This window comes from Neobacillus oceani (assembly GCF_046237595.1).
Classification (GTDB): domain Bacteria; phylum Bacillota; class Bacilli; order Bacillales; family Cytobacillaceae; genus Bacillus_D; species Bacillus_D oceani.
On the sequence record NZ_CP143543.1, the window covers coordinates 4,388,399 to 4,403,757 of the forward strand.

Sequence of the window (15,359 nt, forward strand, 5' to 3'; positions counted from 1 at the left end):
AACAATTTGGCATAAAATAGATTTAACAAATGAGTGATTACTCACTCCAATAAAGAAAGGTGGATTGCTATGGAAAACGGCTCCATCGTCTCCATTAAAAACGTTTCAAAGTCTTTTGGAAAACAGCAGGTCTTGAACACTATTAATCTGGATATTTACCCCGGTGAAATCTTCGGCCTGCTCGGTCCCTCCGGTGCGGGGAAGACAACTATTGTCCGGCAGCTAATCGGCCTTGAACTGCCGACTGAGGGTGAAAACTGGCTGTTCAACGAAAAGATGCCTTCCCTCAAGCTCGTTGAAAAAGCGGGGTACATGTCCCAGTCCGATGCCCTCTACCAGGAGCTATCCGCAAAAGACAATCTCGAGTTTTTCGGTGCGCTTTATGGATTGAGTGGGAAAAGGCTGAAACAGCGAATTGAAGAAGTCATGGAAATCGTCCAATTGGGCGGCGACCTGAACAAGCTTGTGTCGAATTATTCCGGGGGGATGAAACGGCGCCTTTCTCTAGCGGCAGCCTTGCTCCATGAACCCGAACTTCTAATCCTTGATGAGCCTACAGTGGGGATTGACCCCGTGCTGCGGAAAAATATTTGGGAGCGATTCTATGAGCTGAAGGAAAGGGGCACTGCCATCATTGTCACGACCCACGTCATGGATGAGGCCGAGAAATGCGACAGGCTCGGCATGATCCGCGATGGGAAGCTGATTGCCGTTGGAACGCCGGAGGAGCTCAAGAAAAATACAGATTCCGATACAATCGAGCAGGCATTCCTCGTTTATGGAGGTGCGGTATAATGCGAATCAAGGCACTCGTTATCCGGATTTTAAGGCAGTTTTTGCGCGACAAACGGACGATGGCACTGATGATTCTTGCCCCTATCCTTATCCTGACAATGCTGAACCTCGTTTTTAATGGCAGTGATTATATTCCCAAGGTTGGGCTCGTTGATTTTCCGGATCAGCTAAAGAAACAAATGGATCTGGATGATGCGAAAATAAAAAACTACAGTTCCAGAGAGTCAGCGGAAAAAGAATTGAAAGAAGGCGGCTTGGATGGATACCTGTCCATCAAAGGGAAAAGTCCCGAAATTGTGCTTGAAGGTAGCGATCCAACCGCGAACCGCGCATTCATGCTTTGGGTCCAAAAGGCATTCAAACCGGTCATTCCCAACGCCAATACACAGCAACTTGATGTCGATTATTTGCACGGCTCCGCAACGATGAGCCAATTTGATTACTTCGGCCCTGTCCTTCTTGCTTATTTCGCGTTTTTCTTTGTCTTTTTAATCGCAGGGGTATCCTTCCTGCGCGAACGGACGAGCGGGACGCTTGAGAGGCTCCTTGCAAGCCCGCTGCGGCGATGGGAAATTGTCGTGGGATATGTATTCGGTTTCGGGATTTTTACAACCATCCAGGCAACGATTATCGCCTGGTATGGAATCTACATTCTTGATATGCTGATGGAAGGGTCGTTCCTGCTCGTCCTTTTGACCATCCTCCTCCTTTCCTTCACAGCATTAACGCTTGGCATTCTATTGTCGGCTTTTGCGAATAATGAAATGCAGATCATCCAGTTCATTCCTCTCGTCATCGTGCCGCAGGTTTTCTTCTCAGGCTTGTTCAACCTGGAAACGATGTCCGAGTGGCTCAGCTGGATCGGTCCGCTGACACCTCTTTATTATGCCGCCGACGCGATGCGTGACCTGATGGTTAGGGGATACGGAATCAAAGAAATCTATCCCGACTTGCTTCTTTTGTTCGGGTTATCGATTATTTTCATGATTTTGAATATCGCTGCTTTAAAAAAGCACAGGAAGATGTAACTATGCGGAAAGGGGATTGCCATGTCTGACCAGGAAAAAATGACAGAAGAACTTTTTAACGACGAAGAATTGACCGATAAACAAAAGAAAATCCTGGTTGCCGCCATTGAATCCTTTTCTGAAAAAGGTTATGCGGCAACCTCTACCAATGAAATTGCCAAAAAGGCTGGCGTTGCCGAAGGGACGATTTTCCGCCATTACAAAACAAAAAAAGAGCTATTGCTCAATATTGTGGCACCTGTGATGGCAAAATTAGTGGCTCCATTTGTCATCCGGGATTTCGATAAGATCCTGAACAAGCGTTTTGATACATTTGAAGATTTCCTTCGGGCAATGTTTGAAAACAGGCGTGAGTTCATTGAGAAAAACAGCCAAATCATCCGCATCCTTGTCCAGGAAATCCCATTCCAGCCCGAGCTGCGTGAGCAATTTAAGGAGCATGTGGCCGCCAAACTGTTTGAACGATTTGAAAAACTCGCTAGGTACTATCAGGAAAAGGGGCAAATCATCGATATTCCCCCTATGAGCGCCCTTAGAATGGTTGGTTCCTCCATCATCGGCTATTTTATCGCCAAATACTTAATCATCCCGGAATCGGAATGGGATGACGAGGCTGAAACAGAGCGGACAATCCAGTTCATCCTGAACGGGCTTGGAACGGGTCAGAAATAACAGTAAAAGAGGCTGCCGATTGTGCAGCCTCTTTTGACTTTTAAGCTCTTTATCATTTCATCCGCGATTTCCTCTTTTTCCAGTAGGAATCCTTATTTTAATCGAACACGGTACAGCTTATCGTCCGTTTCATCTGGGGTTCCCCGGCCATCTGTATTGTTGCTGATGAAATACAAATAGTCATCTTCAATCAGCACATCACGGATACGGCCAAAGCCAGTGGCGAATTCGCGTGTTTTTTTTCCAGCCAGGTCGATTTCCCTGACAGCATTTCCCCTTAATGTTGCCACATACAGCTTATCGCCATATGCCGCCATACCTGAAGGGGCCCAAGTCACATCGCCTGATTGGAAGAGGGGCGTTTCCATTTCCTGCATCTTCTGGCTCCCCATAATAACAGGCCAGCCGTAATTTTTGCCCGGCCTTATCAGGTTAATTTCGTCATGGGCGGACTGTCCGTGCTCGCTTGCATACATGGTCCCATCTGCCGTCCAGGCAAGCCCCTGCGGATTGCGGTGTCCATAGCTGTAGATGTATGAGCCCGGAAATGGGTTGTCGTCCGGGATGCTTCCATCCAGGTTCATCCTTAGTATTTTGCCGCCAAGTGTTTTCTTGTCCTGCGCAAGCTCCGGGTTGGCTGCATCACCCGATGTGATGTACAGCTTTCCATCAGGCCCGATTTTCAGCCTGCCGCCATGGTGGACCGGCCCGCTTGGAAGCCCGTCTATCAGCGTCCTCTCCTCTGACCAAGTTCCATTTCGGTGGGACAGGACAATCACCCGGTTTTTCTGTCCCGCCGAATCATTATACGTATAATAGGCATAAGCCGTTTGGGTTGAGAGGAAATCAGGCGCGAGGACAAATCCAAGCAACCCGGCTTCCGATGCATCAGAAAGCCTTTCCTTCAGCATCACCCTTTGCCGCTCTGCTTTCCCGTTTTCAATTTTCACAATGGAACCCGGCCGTTCGGAAATGTAGAAGGTTTCTCCCGATTTTGCGATAGACCACGGAATTTGGAGGTTTTCGTCTATCACCTCTGCCTTGCCCTTCCAAATAACAGGCTTGTCTTCAGGCGCTTTTTTCCCCGGCTCCGCCTTCCTCTCGTTCACACAGCCAACCAGTAACAATGCCGCCAGAACTACGAGCGTAATTCTCTTCCCCATCGGTCTCAACTCCTTAAGTACATTTCGGCCACGTGCATCCCATATGAGCGCAATTTCGCCCATGTTTATAGGGCTTTTTTTTAAAAAAACCTGTCTTCGCCACCCAGTTTAGCCAAGGTACTTCGAGCCCTCGCGCCGGCTAAGCGCGGCAAGCTTCGTATTTTGGATGAATTCCCTAACAGAATCGGGATTCGTTTTCGAATATTCCCTTAATGCCCAGCCAATTGCCTTCTGGATAAAAAATTCCCTGCTATCAGCATTTTGCCCGATGTATGTATAAAGGCGGCTTTCATCCGTATCATCCTTGTATTTCAACTGGTGCAGGATTGCTGTCCTCCTAAGCCACATATTATCGGAAACGGCCCATTTATCCATCTCCAATGGTATGGAATCAGGAAATCTCGCAGCAAGTGCGCCGACAGGGTTTGACGCCAGGGCATCAACGGTATCCCACCATGATTTCTCGGTAATTAACTCCTTTGCCAATCCAAGGGCTTGCGGTTCCAGCTTACGGCTGAATTTCGCAAGGTATCCAAGGGCGGCATACTGGTATTCCCGTTCAGGCAACTCCCAGAGCAACCGGATAAACCTTTCATCAAACAGCTCTTTCGCCAGCCCGGTCTCCGTGTAAAACCTTTTTTCAAGCTCAGCCCTGAGCGGTTTTTTTATGCCGAGAAACGGGAAGTGGTTTTTCATGTACCTTTCCATTGCAAGCGCATTTTCCGGGCTGCGATGCTCTTCAAAAAGAGTTTTTAATTGTAAAATATACTTTTCCATGCATCTCTTCCTTTTCACATGAATTCAAAAGTTCAAGGGTTAGCAACAGTAAATTCCTGGAAGAGAATCGGTTCGCCGTCTTCCTCGTCCTCGTATTCATCATAACTGATTGCACACCTGTCATACACCTTCCGCCAAAATGCAATCGCTCGTTCATTCCGGGTAAGCTGTGCGACAAAATAACTTCCGCTTCTACCATCAAAAATAGCTTCGGCTGCCCGGATCGCAATCTCTTTTCCCCGGAACCGATTATAGACGAAGAAGTCATTAATGACAAAATCCACTTTTCTTGTAAAAGGCTTTTCCAATAGTAGGACGAATCCCGCCCGCTCCCCATCCGCCATAATGAAATAAGGGTTGACCCCTTCCTTTTTCCAAAAAAGAGAGAAAGAGTCGAATTCGTACATACCCTCTTCATTTTCCTTCAATGAATCCGAATAGGCAGTGAGGTCGTGAAGGTAGAGTGAATACATATTGGCCAATATTCCGGCGTCTTCCGGGCCAGTTTTTTGTAAAAATACGTCCATTGCTGTCAGCTCCATCAAATTTGTCTCATAGTACTATTCTCTGTCGGATTGGCGATATCCTTTTGTATGAAAGACTTCCCTTCAGCCAAACTACAAAGGAAACAGGAAAGGGGGGTCAGGCATTGACGAAAAAATACAACCAGGGCAGCCGGAACCAAAATTCTCCCGAGTCAGGGCACTACCAAATGGAAATCGCCGAGGAAAACAGCGGGGATAACAGCAAGGGGAACAAACGGAATAAAAACCAAAAGACAAAAACGAAATAATTATGTAAGTAAAAGCAAAGAAATGCCCGGCTGCCAAATGAATGCAGCCGGGCTGCAAGTTTCTCGTCACTTTCTTAACTCCTCCTTCACTTGCTCGTAGATTTCACTGGCCGTATCGGAAAAAGCAAAAACAACAAGCGTTAAAAAAATGATAATGGATTTTTTTAACCATAGTTGATCTAAACCAGCAGAAATAAAACCCATCACTAGGAATAGTAGGAAGACTATACGGAATAATGGCCTTCGCCGTAGTGCCACCCTAATCTCCTCCTCTTCAGTTTTTCCTCACTCAATATAATACGTAGGCATCCCTCCCTGACTCCGATAATTGTGAACAAATGAACAAATGTTAATAAAATTAATTTAGGGCCGCATCCATAGTGAGTCGGCCCTAAGAAGAGTTATTTCTTTTTTCTTTTTTCTAAAATATCAAACCCGTACTCGTACATTTGAAACGCCTTACCCATAGCAACCGCTCCAATGAGCGCCAAAGCAATCCACAATACCTTTTTCACCCACACTACATCTATCATTACCGCTAGGAGACCAAGTGCCAGACCAATGCCGAACAGGAAGAACCATTGCTTGAATACCATTAAATTCTTCATTTGACCCGCTCCTTCGTAATCAGGTATTTACCTTACTTATCTGTACGGATTAAACTGGAAAAGGATTCATTGATTTTCTTAATTTTCCCATAATTTTTAATAAAAAACAAAGGAAAGGCAGAAAAAGACGCCTGGTTGCCCCGGCGCCTGTAAATTGCCTAAGTTAAAAACATCGGAACGACCGAATTCTCCGCAGATCAGTCCCATAAAACACCCAGCGGTTTCTCCTATAGCGCCAGCCCGCAATTGAGGTCCGTCCGATAAAGACCGGGTAAAACCAGAAGCTGCTTCCATTGTTCAGCCAAATATAGGTGAAACGGTGCGAGCAGAAACGGATTGCACCCGGATCGACGGCCAAAGGAGTTGCTCCAAACGCTTCCTGCGGGGTTGCAAAAGGCGGCGGCCCAGTCGGCGGCCCATCGTGCCCTCCCCCAGGGAAACCTCCGCCCGGTCCTCCTCCAGGGAATTGTCCTCCCGTTTGCCCACCTCCCGGAAACTGGCCGCCTAGGCCTCCACCAGGAAATTGTCCCCCAGTTTGCCCACCGCCTGGAAATTGGCCGATTGGTCCCCCTCCTGGGAATTGACCCCCCGTCTGTCCTCCCGGAAACTGGCCGCCTCCTGGAAATTGCGGAAATTGCCTGTCATCCTCTACTTCCTGATAGGGCACTGTCCAATACAAAAACTCGTTCTTGTTGTCTTCCATTCATACTCCTCCTCCGAGTTATTTAACTTCATACCTTCTCTCTTGCAACTTCCCTTATTTGGCTGGCAAGCCTGTCACGGATGGCTTCCACCTTTTTAAAATTCATCGCGGCTATATAAATTTTCTCAAGGTCGTCATGCAGTTCTTTTGCCCTTGCGAGATGCGAGGTGGCTTCCCTCATCTTTGCTTTGTATCTTCCGGCTATTTCAGCGATTCGGTCTTCAAAAATTTCATCCGTCCCCTTCGGAAACAGCAATTCGTACATATCGATGATTTCATCGCCGCCCCGGTTAGGAAAGTATTCATGTGGCGCGGTACTGTCGAAAATGGCGATTCCCAATTCTCGGAAAATGACCATATCTAGGCTGTGCGGATCAAAACCGCAATGATAAATCTCCACATCAAGCCCCCGCTCCTCACCGCTTTTCGCCAGCTTTTTCAACATTGTCGATTTGCCGCTCCCCGGCCTTCCCTTAATGAAATAACGCTTCTGGACATCCTCCGTCAGATTGGGGACAAAGTCGAAAGCTCCTTTTGGCGTCGCAGCCCCAAGGAAACGATGGCGGACCTCGCCCGTCTTGTTGAGCTTCATTTTTCCAAAAAACTGCTCAATCAGCTTTCCTGTTAGTTCATCCGCTTTTTCAAAATCCATGCTTTGAATGTAAATCATTTCCCATTCATCATGGACAGCCAGAGCTTCCTTGAACGTGTCATAAGCCATGCTAAACGCCTCAGCTATGCGCTTGTTCAGCTTAATAATCGTTTCCTTTTCCCGGTGCAGGGCAGCGGAATCCCACGCTTCGCCGAGATTGACGTATTCCTCAATCGCTCCTGGTGCGGTCGGTTCAATGACATGGGGGCGGGTCCCGTCGACAATGCCTGTTCTCAAGGCAGGGATGATGACTCCGTCAATCGATTTATTGTCCGAGGAACAATGCAAGTATTCTATGTCATAACCCCGTTCATGCCATTCCCTGCCAATGGTTTTCATTAATGATGATTTACCGGTACCGGGCCCTCCCTTCAGGATAAACAGCCTGTCAAGCCCCTGCAGATTCGATTCGTATAAACTGTAAAATCCCCTAGCGGTATTGCCCCCGGCAAAGTAGTTCCTGATCCTGCCCGCCACATGAACACACCCCTTTTTTTCAGACAAATGGATTGTTTCAACCACTATCATATGCACCTCCCTCAGTTAGGTGAATGCCCAGTATAAAAATAGGCTTGGCCTTGTTCCAACAAATTTCGCAACGCGTTTAAACCGGTACATCGCGGGAATAGTAATACCAAGCGTGTTACTCCTCCGCCAAAAAGGCGGTTGATATAGATGGCAAGAAAAGCCGAAGCGCCTTGATTAGCCCCTTCAAGCTTAAAATGGGCCCGTAGATTGGCCTGCCCTCCGGAGGGAACCGGCTTAGGGGCTAGGCGCTGAAGCTGGAAAATTCTCAACGTGAAAGAATGCTATCTTATCTTTCTGAGGAAAGACTCCGAATTGGGAGTCTTTTTCTTCATATATGGGGAAAAAATGATAGTATTGCTAAAAGCGGAGGTGGACTATGAGGGATGTAACACTTGAGAACATTTTCAAACACCGGATTGCCCAAAAATTCCTGAACCGCTCGGGCATGGCGCATGCCATCGCCGTCGCCTACCATTCCTTCAATCTTGCGCGGAATCAGGGCCAGGACGTCGATATAGCCGCTAAGGCAGGGTTTTTACATGATATGGGCCACTATACGTGGTACAGGAACGGAAAATGGGATTACGAGCTGTACCGAAAAAATGACATCCATGCGATCAAAGGGGCAGAACGCGCCCACAAGCTGCTGATCCGGCTCGGCGAAAACCCTGTCAAAGCAAAAACGATCGCTCTCGCTATCCTCTTTCATACTGATTCCTTCCTCCCCACCAACGACATCGTACGGACGCCGATGCAGGAAATCGTCAAACTCGCTGACGAAAAAGATGAGGAAGAAGGCGGCATGCACCACTACCGTAAAATCGAATACGACCGCGCGCTAAAGAGCATCATCCGCCTCGATGAGATGATTGATGAAATGTTGGAAAAAGAAAACCCTGGCCAGAACCCGTAATGGGTTGGGACAGGGTTTTATTTATTGTTCTCAAAAAAAAAGACGCATTTTGTCATGCGCCTTTTTACCCCTGCCCAGATAGGTCTGCTATCTCGGCATGTATGATTTCTTTTAGAGTATCAGGCGAGAGTTCAATTTGAACCCCGATCTTCCCCCCGCTCACAATCATCCGATCAAGCTGATCCGCACTGCTGTCTATGTAGGTGGTGTAAAGTTTTTTCATCCCGAATGGCGAGCAGCCCCCGCGGATATATCCGGTCAGTTTTTGAATATCCTTTACAGGCACCATTTCGACCTTCTTTTCCCCAACGGCTTTGGCTGCTTTTTTCAAATCCAATTCTGCCTCAACGGGAATGACAAAAACATAAATATTCTTGGATGCGCCGTGGGTCACAAGTGTTTTAAAGACCATTTCCTTCGGCTAGCCGATCTTCTCCGCAACCGAAACGCCATCCACTCTGCCATCGCTTACTTCATAAGACAACATGGCGTACTCGGCCTTTTTCGAATCGAGCAGCCGCATTGCATTTGTTTTTGAAACAGCCATGCCTATCCTTCCTTTCACCGTACAACCAGATAGGAATAGCCTATGCGTTCCGCCTGAAAAATTCAAGCCCCGTGCTGCAGCTCAATTTGTTCATAATAATGGCGCAGCGATTGGAAGATGATTTTTTTCCTAAACTTCCGGTCGGTACCCTGAAGGAGCACCTCAGCGTATTTCCAGGCCCTTTTTTCGATTAAAAAAGACAATCGTGCCCGCTCGGTCTCAGTTGTGGCCATTTCTAGTCGGTCTGCCAAAATACTTAGTGCCCTGTCTTCCGCATGCCCAAGCTCATGGGCGAATACAACTGCGATATAAAGATCCAGGTTCACGAGCGATCCAAATATCTGGATGCACTGCTCCTTGATTTCTTCAATATAAAGGGTGATCGTATGAGTGGATAATGAGTATTTTCCGCCTGCAAGCCTCGATTCGGGATGATGCCCTTCCAGCTTGATTTGTGCCTTGCTCCCGGACTTGAGTAGAAGCGGGGTAAGTATCTTTGTATATATCTCTAGCAACATTTCCGCCCCTTTTCACATAATGGAAATCAGTATACTCCTATAGACACGGAGAAGAAAATCCTTCTTTCTGCCTATTTTTCCAAAAACCGTTTGGTTTAGCCCTTAAGTGCCTGCTGTCTCACTTTCTCTTAAGTGAGGCAATGGGAACGAACCCTGGGCCATTTTTCAAATGAAGCAATAGAGGCGGCCCATGCTTTTTGAAAATCCCCCCTCTTGGCACCCCTTTTTTATGATAATGGCAGCAAAAAGAGGAGCGAGGTGCTCCTCTTTTTGTTTAGATGTGCCTTATTGGAACCATGCCTGGAACCAGCGGGATGATGCGACTGCGTAGTCGGCGCGGGTTACCTTTTTGCCAGGTTCGAAAACTGCTTCCACAGTCGGGAACAGGTCATAAGGCCCCTGTTTTACGCTGAATGCGGCGTTTAGGATATTCAAATCCAGAGCCACCTGTACATATCCTTTTAGATCTGCCGGAATGGAAGCATTGTCTTTAAGCTTGATTCGATTGCTATTGTATAGAACGGTAACATCACCAGTATGGTCGAGCGCCATTTGCTGGAGTCCGAGCGCCTGAACAAGTGTGTAGGCGAGTTCAGCCTTTGTCACGGTTCCGTTTGGATTGAAGTTCCCAGCTGCATCGAGGCGCATGACGCCGTTTTGCGTTAGTTTGCCATCCTTGATTGCGGCACCTTTCGCCAGCACAGCAAGCGCGTATGGAAGATCCGCGGCTGCTGTATCTTTCGCTGAACCGGCCAGGCTTTGGCGAATTCCTGCTCCCATTACTAGATAACGGGCCAATTCTTTTCTCAGCAAATATTGGTCAGGCTTGAAGGTGCCATCGGAATAGCCATCCATGAGCCTTTCATTGACAGCCATTTGGATTGCTGAAGATGCCGCGTGCCCATTGATGTCGGTTAGCCCCGTAAAGCCGCTTACTTTTGTAAAAGCGAGACTGCCTGTAATTGTTTCCGGAAGGGCGATGCCAATCGGATTAAGCTCATTTCCACGCAGGCCCCGTACCTCGGCTTTCCATTGCCCCGCCTTTGGCGATGTAACTGAAGCCGTCCTGTCAGGGTAAAGCGCGAAAAGCAGATTGACTCCAGAGCTATACTCCGTTCCATCCGGCGCAATCAGCACCAGGTTAACCGGATTTCCGGTCTGGCCCAATAGGCCGTATGCATCGATCCGTGCTGTAAGCTGGGAAATCCCCTCCGGCACAGTGAATTCGTACTGGCTTGGAAGCAGTGGGTTATAGGATACCTCAAATGGAACACGTTCTGTTTCCGCCTGTATATTGGCATTGAACTTCTGGTATTCATTAACCGTCTTGCCATACTGCTTTCCGAACATAACCGCTTCAAGCGCAGCATAGGCATTGACATAGCCGGAACCTACTTCCCAAGTTTCATATCCCGGCATATTTGTAGCCGTATCCTGAAGAACCTTTTTAATCTCGTCCGGTGACAAGGATGGATTCGCTTCAAGGAGTAGCGCTACAATCCCTGCCACATGCGGCGTTGCCATCGAGGTTCCGCTCATGGTTGTATAGAATGGAAGATAGGCAGGCTCAATCGTGGTCGCGTCTGTATCAGCAGCAAGCGAGGATACCGGACCGATAACCCGGGTCGAGATGATATCCACCCCAGGTGCTGTCAATGTCGGTCTGTCTTCCCACGTGTACGTTTCTCCGTCCATTTCAAACGTTCCGCCAACCCCTTTTGTTCCTCTGGAAGAGAAGTCAGCCAGGGAGCCATCCTTTTCACCAGCTGCTACAGAAATGACCCATGGCGCTTTGGCATATGGATTATGCGTATTTTCACCAGGACCTTCATTTCCTGCTGCAAAAAGAACGGTAATTCCACGGTCATGCGCGGCCTTGCTTGCGATATTGATTGGATTTAATGGATCGAAATCTCCTGATGAACCCCAGGAATTTGTAATAACGCGGATATTGTACCTTGTCTGGTTTGTGATGGCATAGTCAAAGCCGCCAAGGCCATCGAGAACGAATAATGCAGCACCTGAGCCGTAGCCAATCATATTCGCTCCCGGAGCCACTCCTTCATATTTTCCGCTTGAGCTTGCACCCGTACCACCAACCGTACCGGCTACATGGGTGCCATGCCCGGAGTTTGTGTCAGTATTCGGGACGTTTTCAAGGTAAGTAACCGGTAGCAATCCCGGTTCCAGGGCTGCCAGGTTAATACTGCCGAGGACGTTCTGGACGAGGTTTTTGCCGAGTTCGTGGTCGCGGTGTGTGCCGTCAACCCCACTGTCATTCACGACAACTCCGACTCCTTTGCCTGTCACAGGGAGTCCGCCATTTGCCTTTTGCATCGCGGCATCCGTGCGTGCTTTATCAACGCCTGTTAACGCAGTTGAGTCAAAGTTGTAATAAGTGAGCTTACTGTTTAGGTAAAGCGACTTTACTCCTTCTTTCGCCGCAAGCTGCTTGATCTGGTCCTTCGTTGCGAGGACCCCGGCGATTGGCAGCGACTTCATCGTTACGCCAGTCGTAATGCCGAGCTGTTTCAATACGTTAAGCTGCGAGTCGGAAGGCGCTCCTTCCCCGTCGAATGTAACAATGACCTGAAGGCTGCCCGTTGCCGTTTCCAGCGCTTTGGCCAGCTTACCGTCGATTACCGCCGTAAGCCCTGCCGCTTTTGGATTCGCCATGCCTGGCGCCAGCAAAGATAGCAACAATAGCAGGCTAACAAGACCCGAAAACCACTTTTTCATTTTGCAATCCCCTTCCAATGGTTAATTCTCTTGCTACTATCATTATCGTAAAATTCAAGCCATCCAACTATTCAGCAAATGGCTTAATTGCGCTTGGAAAAGGTACTATTTTTCAATCATACAAAAGTTATAGAAAAGGAGAGTCGCATATGACAAGGTAGTAGGTTTCTACGGAAATTGGGAATAGTAAGAGAGTCGATCAGGACCGTTTCGAACTTAAAAGTTCATCCAAATGGTCTTGAAACATCTCTTTCCCCATAAAAATCCCCGACCATTCCTAAAATATGACAAAGCCCCCGCCCGACAAGAGCGGAGGCTTTCTTTTATAGCGCAGCCGGGTGGTAGCTTGCGAAGTAGCGGGTGATGGCTACCGCGTAGTCGGCGCGCGTTACTGTTTTGCCTGGATCAAATTTTGCTGTAATCGTTGGCACTAGGTCGAATCGGCCCTGTGTGACGGAGAAGTACGCATTCAGTATATTCAGGTCAAGGGCAAGCTGGACATGGCCGCGAAGTTCAGCAGGAACGTTCGCCGCATCCTGGATCGCCACCCTCGTTCCATTGTATTGAACGGTAAGTTCCTTCCCTTTCAGCTCATTTGCCTGCTCCTCGAGCCCGAGTGCCTGGACAAGCGAGTAGGCCAGCTGCGCGCGGCTTACTTTTTCATCCGGTGAGAATTTCCCTGATCCTACAGGCAGCATGACTCCCCGGTTGTTCTGGTTTCCGTCTTTAAGCGCGGCGCCTTTAGCGAGTACCGCTTCAATGTATGGAAGGTCCGCCGCTTTAACATCGGAAACACTTGGCGAGCCTGTCAGCGGAAGGAACTGCCTGACTCCCGCACCCATAACAAGGTATTTCGCAAGCTCGGAACGCTTCAATGCGGCATCCGGTTCGAACTTCTTCGTGCTCTTTCCGTCAACGAGCCGTTTGCTCACTGCAAGCTTGATTGCCGACTTGGCCGGGTGCCCGCCAATGTCATCCAAACCGCTAAAGCCTCCAGCCGTTTTTGTAACTAGTTCAACATTCAATGTTTCCGGAAGGGCAAGTGACCCTTGGAGCCCTTCCACACTGACTTTCCATGTGCCTGGCTGCGGGTTGACAACCTGGACCGTGCGGTCAACATAAAGCGCGAAGAGTACCGAAATTCCCGAAGTATGCCTCGTGCCATCCGGCGCGGTCAGGACAAGGTTGATTGTGTTCCCTGTCTGCCCAAGCAGTCCATAGGCGTTTAAGCGGGCGACAAGTTCTGTTTGGCCCTCCGATACTACAAACGATGCTTCATTTTTCAGGTTAAGCGGGCTGTAATCAATCGTTATATTTTGCGACGACGTAGTCATTTGCGCATTGGAATTGAAATTGTTGTTCACATTCAGGATTGAGCCATATACCCGCTGGTTAAGCGCGGCGTCCACTGCCGCGTAGGCATTGACATACCCGGACCCGACTTCCCACGATTCATAGCCAGGCATATTCGTAGCCGTTTGCTCAATGATTCTCTTCACTTCAAGCGGCGAGAGCGCAGGGTTTGCATCAAGAATCAAAGCGACGATTCCCGCCACATGCGGCGCGGCCATCGAAGTCCCGCTCATCGTTGTATAGTATGGCAGATAAGCCGGAGGAATGAGCTCGACATCATCCGTGGCTCCAAGGGCTGCCACTGGCGCAAGAACCCTGGTCGAGATGATTGATTGCCCCGGCGAAGTAACGGTCGGGCGGTCTTCCCACGTCCACGTCTCAGACCCTACTGCGACGGTACCGCCTTTCCCTTTCACGCCTCGGGAAGAGAATTCAGCAAGCTGCCCTTGCTTCGTACCTGCGGCAACGGTGATCACCCATGGCGCTTTTTTATAGTTTCCAGAGATAGTCGAATCCCCAGGCCCAGAGTTACCTGCCGAGAATACAGTGACAATGCCGCGGTCGTAAAGCGCCTTTGTCGCTACGTTGATTGGGTCGAACGGATCAAAATCCGTTCCCGCATCGCTTGTACTTCCCCATGAATTAGTGATAACACGAATATTGTATTCAGCCTGATGCGTAAGTGCGTAATCGAAACCTCCAAGCGTATCAAGCATGGCGACCGCCGCTCCGGAGCCATACCCGATCAGCTTCGCGCCAGGTGCCACTCCTTCATACTCACCTTTTGACATCGCTCCATTGCCGCCAACAATCCCGGCGACATGTGTGCCATGTCCGGAACTCGAGTCCGTATTCGGGATATTTTCCACCCAGGTAACAGGAAGCAATTCGCTCAGGGCGTTCAAGTTCGTTGCCCCGAGGACGTTCTGGACAAGATGGCCACCAAACTCAATGTCTTTGTGCGTGCCATCCACGCCGCTATCATTAATGACAACACCAATTCCGTTCCCGTTTACAGGAAGGCCGCCATTCGCTTTTGTAAAAGCCGCCTCGGTCCGCAGGCGGTCAACTCCAGTGAGTTCTGTCGCTTCCTTGTTTTCATATTGTAGTTTTTTATTCGGATAAATCGAAAGCACATTATCGTTCTGAGCTAACCTATCAACCTGTTCCTTTGTAGCGAGGACGCCCGCTATTGGAAGCTCGTTAAAAACGACGCCCTTTGTCAGGCCGAGGTTTTCTAAAAGAGCCAAAATGCCGTTCTGTCCGCCTGCTCCATCCTTGAATGTAACGATGACCTGCTGCGGTTCAACCGAAGATGCGAGCTTCTTCAGTAAGCCTGGCTCGATGACAGCTGTGCCGGCCGCGCTTACTTTTTCGGAACCTCCGAAATGGATTGAGTTTAAAAACAGTCCCAGTATCATAAAAATGGACAGGAATAAAGAAGCCTTTTTCATTTCATACCCTCCCTGTTTTGAATATTCCAACTTAATTCTATTATTACATTGTTTATGTTGGGGTCCTATTCTCCACAGGCTGTATTTAACGGACACAAAGGTACTAATTTTTGATA

14 protein-coding genes and 1 pseudogene are annotated in these 15,359 nt (G+C 48.6%); 5 read left to right on the forward strand and 10 right to left on the reverse strand.

Annotated elements, in window-relative coordinates; translation table 11 throughout:
• Nucleotides 1-69 precede the first annotated feature (69 nt).
• The 3 genes from V1499_RS22025 to V1499_RS22035 are packed head-to-tail and all read left to right on the forward strand — an operon-like array spanning nucleotide 70 to nucleotide 2,495.
• Nucleotides 70-795 carry an ABC transporter ATP-binding protein gene (locus V1499_RS22025; protein ID WP_409272596.1) on the forward strand — a complete coding sequence of 242 codons (726 nt, stop codon included), beginning with the start codon at nucleotides 70-72 and terminating at the stop codon, nucleotides 793-795.
• Nucleotides 795-1,823, forward strand: coding sequence for an ABC transporter permease (locus tag V1499_RS22030; protein ID WP_409272598.1), 1,029 nt, complete (start codon nucleotides 795-797; stop codon nucleotides 1,821-1,823). Before V1499_RS22025 ends, V1499_RS22030 begins: the two co-directional genes overlap by 1 nt.
• Nucleotides 1,824-1,844: 21 nt before the next feature.
• Nucleotides 1,845-2,495, forward strand: coding sequence for a TetR/AcrR family transcriptional regulator (locus V1499_RS22035; RefSeq protein ID WP_409272600.1), 651 nt, complete (start codon nucleotides 1,845-1,847; stop codon nucleotides 2,493-2,495).
• A 92-nt stretch (nucleotides 2,496-2,587) separates the two neighbouring features.
• On the opposite strand, the gene V1499_RS22040 is transcribed toward V1499_RS22035, so the two are convergent.
• From V1499_RS22040 to V1499_RS22050, 3 genes are all read right to left on the reverse strand, one after another.
• A complete protein-coding gene (locus V1499_RS22040) occupies nucleotides 2,588-3,658 on the reverse strand; it encodes a PQQ-dependent sugar dehydrogenase (protein WP_409272601.1) in 1,071 nt (356 codons plus the stop codon).
• Nucleotides 3,659-3,766: 108 nt separating this feature from the next.
• The gene (locus V1499_RS22045; RefSeq protein ID WP_409272603.1) at nucleotides 3,767-4,435 is read right to left on the reverse strand and encodes a DNA alkylation repair protein; all 669 of its coding nucleotides are present in this window, start codon (nucleotides 4,433-4,435) and stop codon (nucleotides 3,767-3,769) included.
• A gap of 32 nt (nucleotides 4,436-4,467) precedes the next feature.
• Entirely contained in the window at nucleotides 4,468-4,962 is a 495-nt protein-coding gene (locus V1499_RS22050) for a GNAT family N-acetyltransferase (protein WP_409272605.1), read from the reverse strand.
• A 122-nt stretch (nucleotides 4,963-5,084) separates the two neighbouring features.
• Between V1499_RS22050 and V1499_RS22055 the strand changes: the two genes are divergently transcribed.
• A complete protein-coding gene (locus tag V1499_RS22055) occupies nucleotides 5,085-5,228 on the forward strand; it encodes a hypothetical protein (protein WP_409272607.1) in 144 nt (47 codons plus the stop codon).
• Between the two features lie 401 nt (nucleotides 5,229-5,629).
• On the opposite strand, the gene V1499_RS22060 is transcribed toward V1499_RS22055, so the two are convergent.
• From V1499_RS22060 to V1499_RS22070, 3 genes are all read right to left on the reverse strand, one after another.
• Nucleotides 5,630-5,836 carry a hypothetical protein gene (locus V1499_RS22060; protein WP_409272608.1) on the reverse strand — a complete coding sequence of 69 codons (207 nt, stop codon included), beginning with the start codon at nucleotides 5,834-5,836 and terminating at the stop codon, nucleotides 5,630-5,632.
• A 163-nt stretch (nucleotides 5,837-5,999) separates the two neighbouring features.
• A complete protein-coding gene (locus V1499_RS22065) occupies nucleotides 6,000-6,539 on the reverse strand; it encodes a hypothetical protein (RefSeq protein WP_409272610.1) in 540 nt (179 codons plus the stop codon).
• A 28-nt stretch (nucleotides 6,540-6,567) separates the two neighbouring features.
• On the reverse strand, nucleotides 6,568-7,719 hold the full coding sequence (locus tag V1499_RS22070) for a PRK06851 family protein (RefSeq protein ID WP_409272612.1): 1,152 nt from the start codon (nucleotides 7,717-7,719) through the stop codon (nucleotides 6,568-6,570).
• A gap of 376 nt (nucleotides 7,720-8,095) precedes the next feature.
• Between V1499_RS22070 and V1499_RS22075 the strand changes: the two genes are divergently transcribed.
• Nucleotides 8,096-8,632: an HD domain-containing protein gene (locus tag V1499_RS22075; protein WP_409272613.1), complete on the forward strand. Its 537-nt coding sequence runs from the start codon at nucleotides 8,096-8,098 to the stop codon at nucleotides 8,630-8,632.
• A gap of 64 nt (nucleotides 8,633-8,696) precedes the next feature.
• On the opposite strand, the pseudogene ybaK reads toward V1499_RS22075, so the two are convergent.
• The 4 genes and pseudogenes from ybaK to V1499_RS22095 form a co-directional block, all read right to left on the reverse strand.
• A pseudogene (ybaK, locus tag V1499_RS22080) lies at nucleotides 8,697-9,179 on the reverse strand (Cys-tRNA(Pro) deacylase).
• Between the two features lie 62 nt (nucleotides 9,180-9,241).
• Complete coding sequence (locus tag V1499_RS22085) at nucleotides 9,242-9,697, reverse strand: hypothetical protein (RefSeq protein ID WP_409272614.1); 456 nt, start codon at nucleotides 9,695-9,697, stop codon at nucleotides 9,242-9,244.
• Nucleotides 9,698-9,982: 285 nt separating this feature from the next.
• The gene (locus V1499_RS22090) at nucleotides 9,983-12,436 is read right to left on the reverse strand and encodes a S8 family serine peptidase (protein WP_409272616.1); all 2,454 of its coding nucleotides are present in this window, start codon (nucleotides 12,434-12,436) and stop codon (nucleotides 9,983-9,985) included.
• Between the two features lie 323 nt (nucleotides 12,437-12,759).
• A complete protein-coding gene (locus tag V1499_RS22095) occupies nucleotides 12,760-15,243 on the reverse strand; it encodes a S8 family serine peptidase (RefSeq protein WP_409272618.1) in 2,484 nt (827 codons plus the stop codon).
• Nucleotides 15,244-15,359 lie beyond the last annotated feature (116 nt).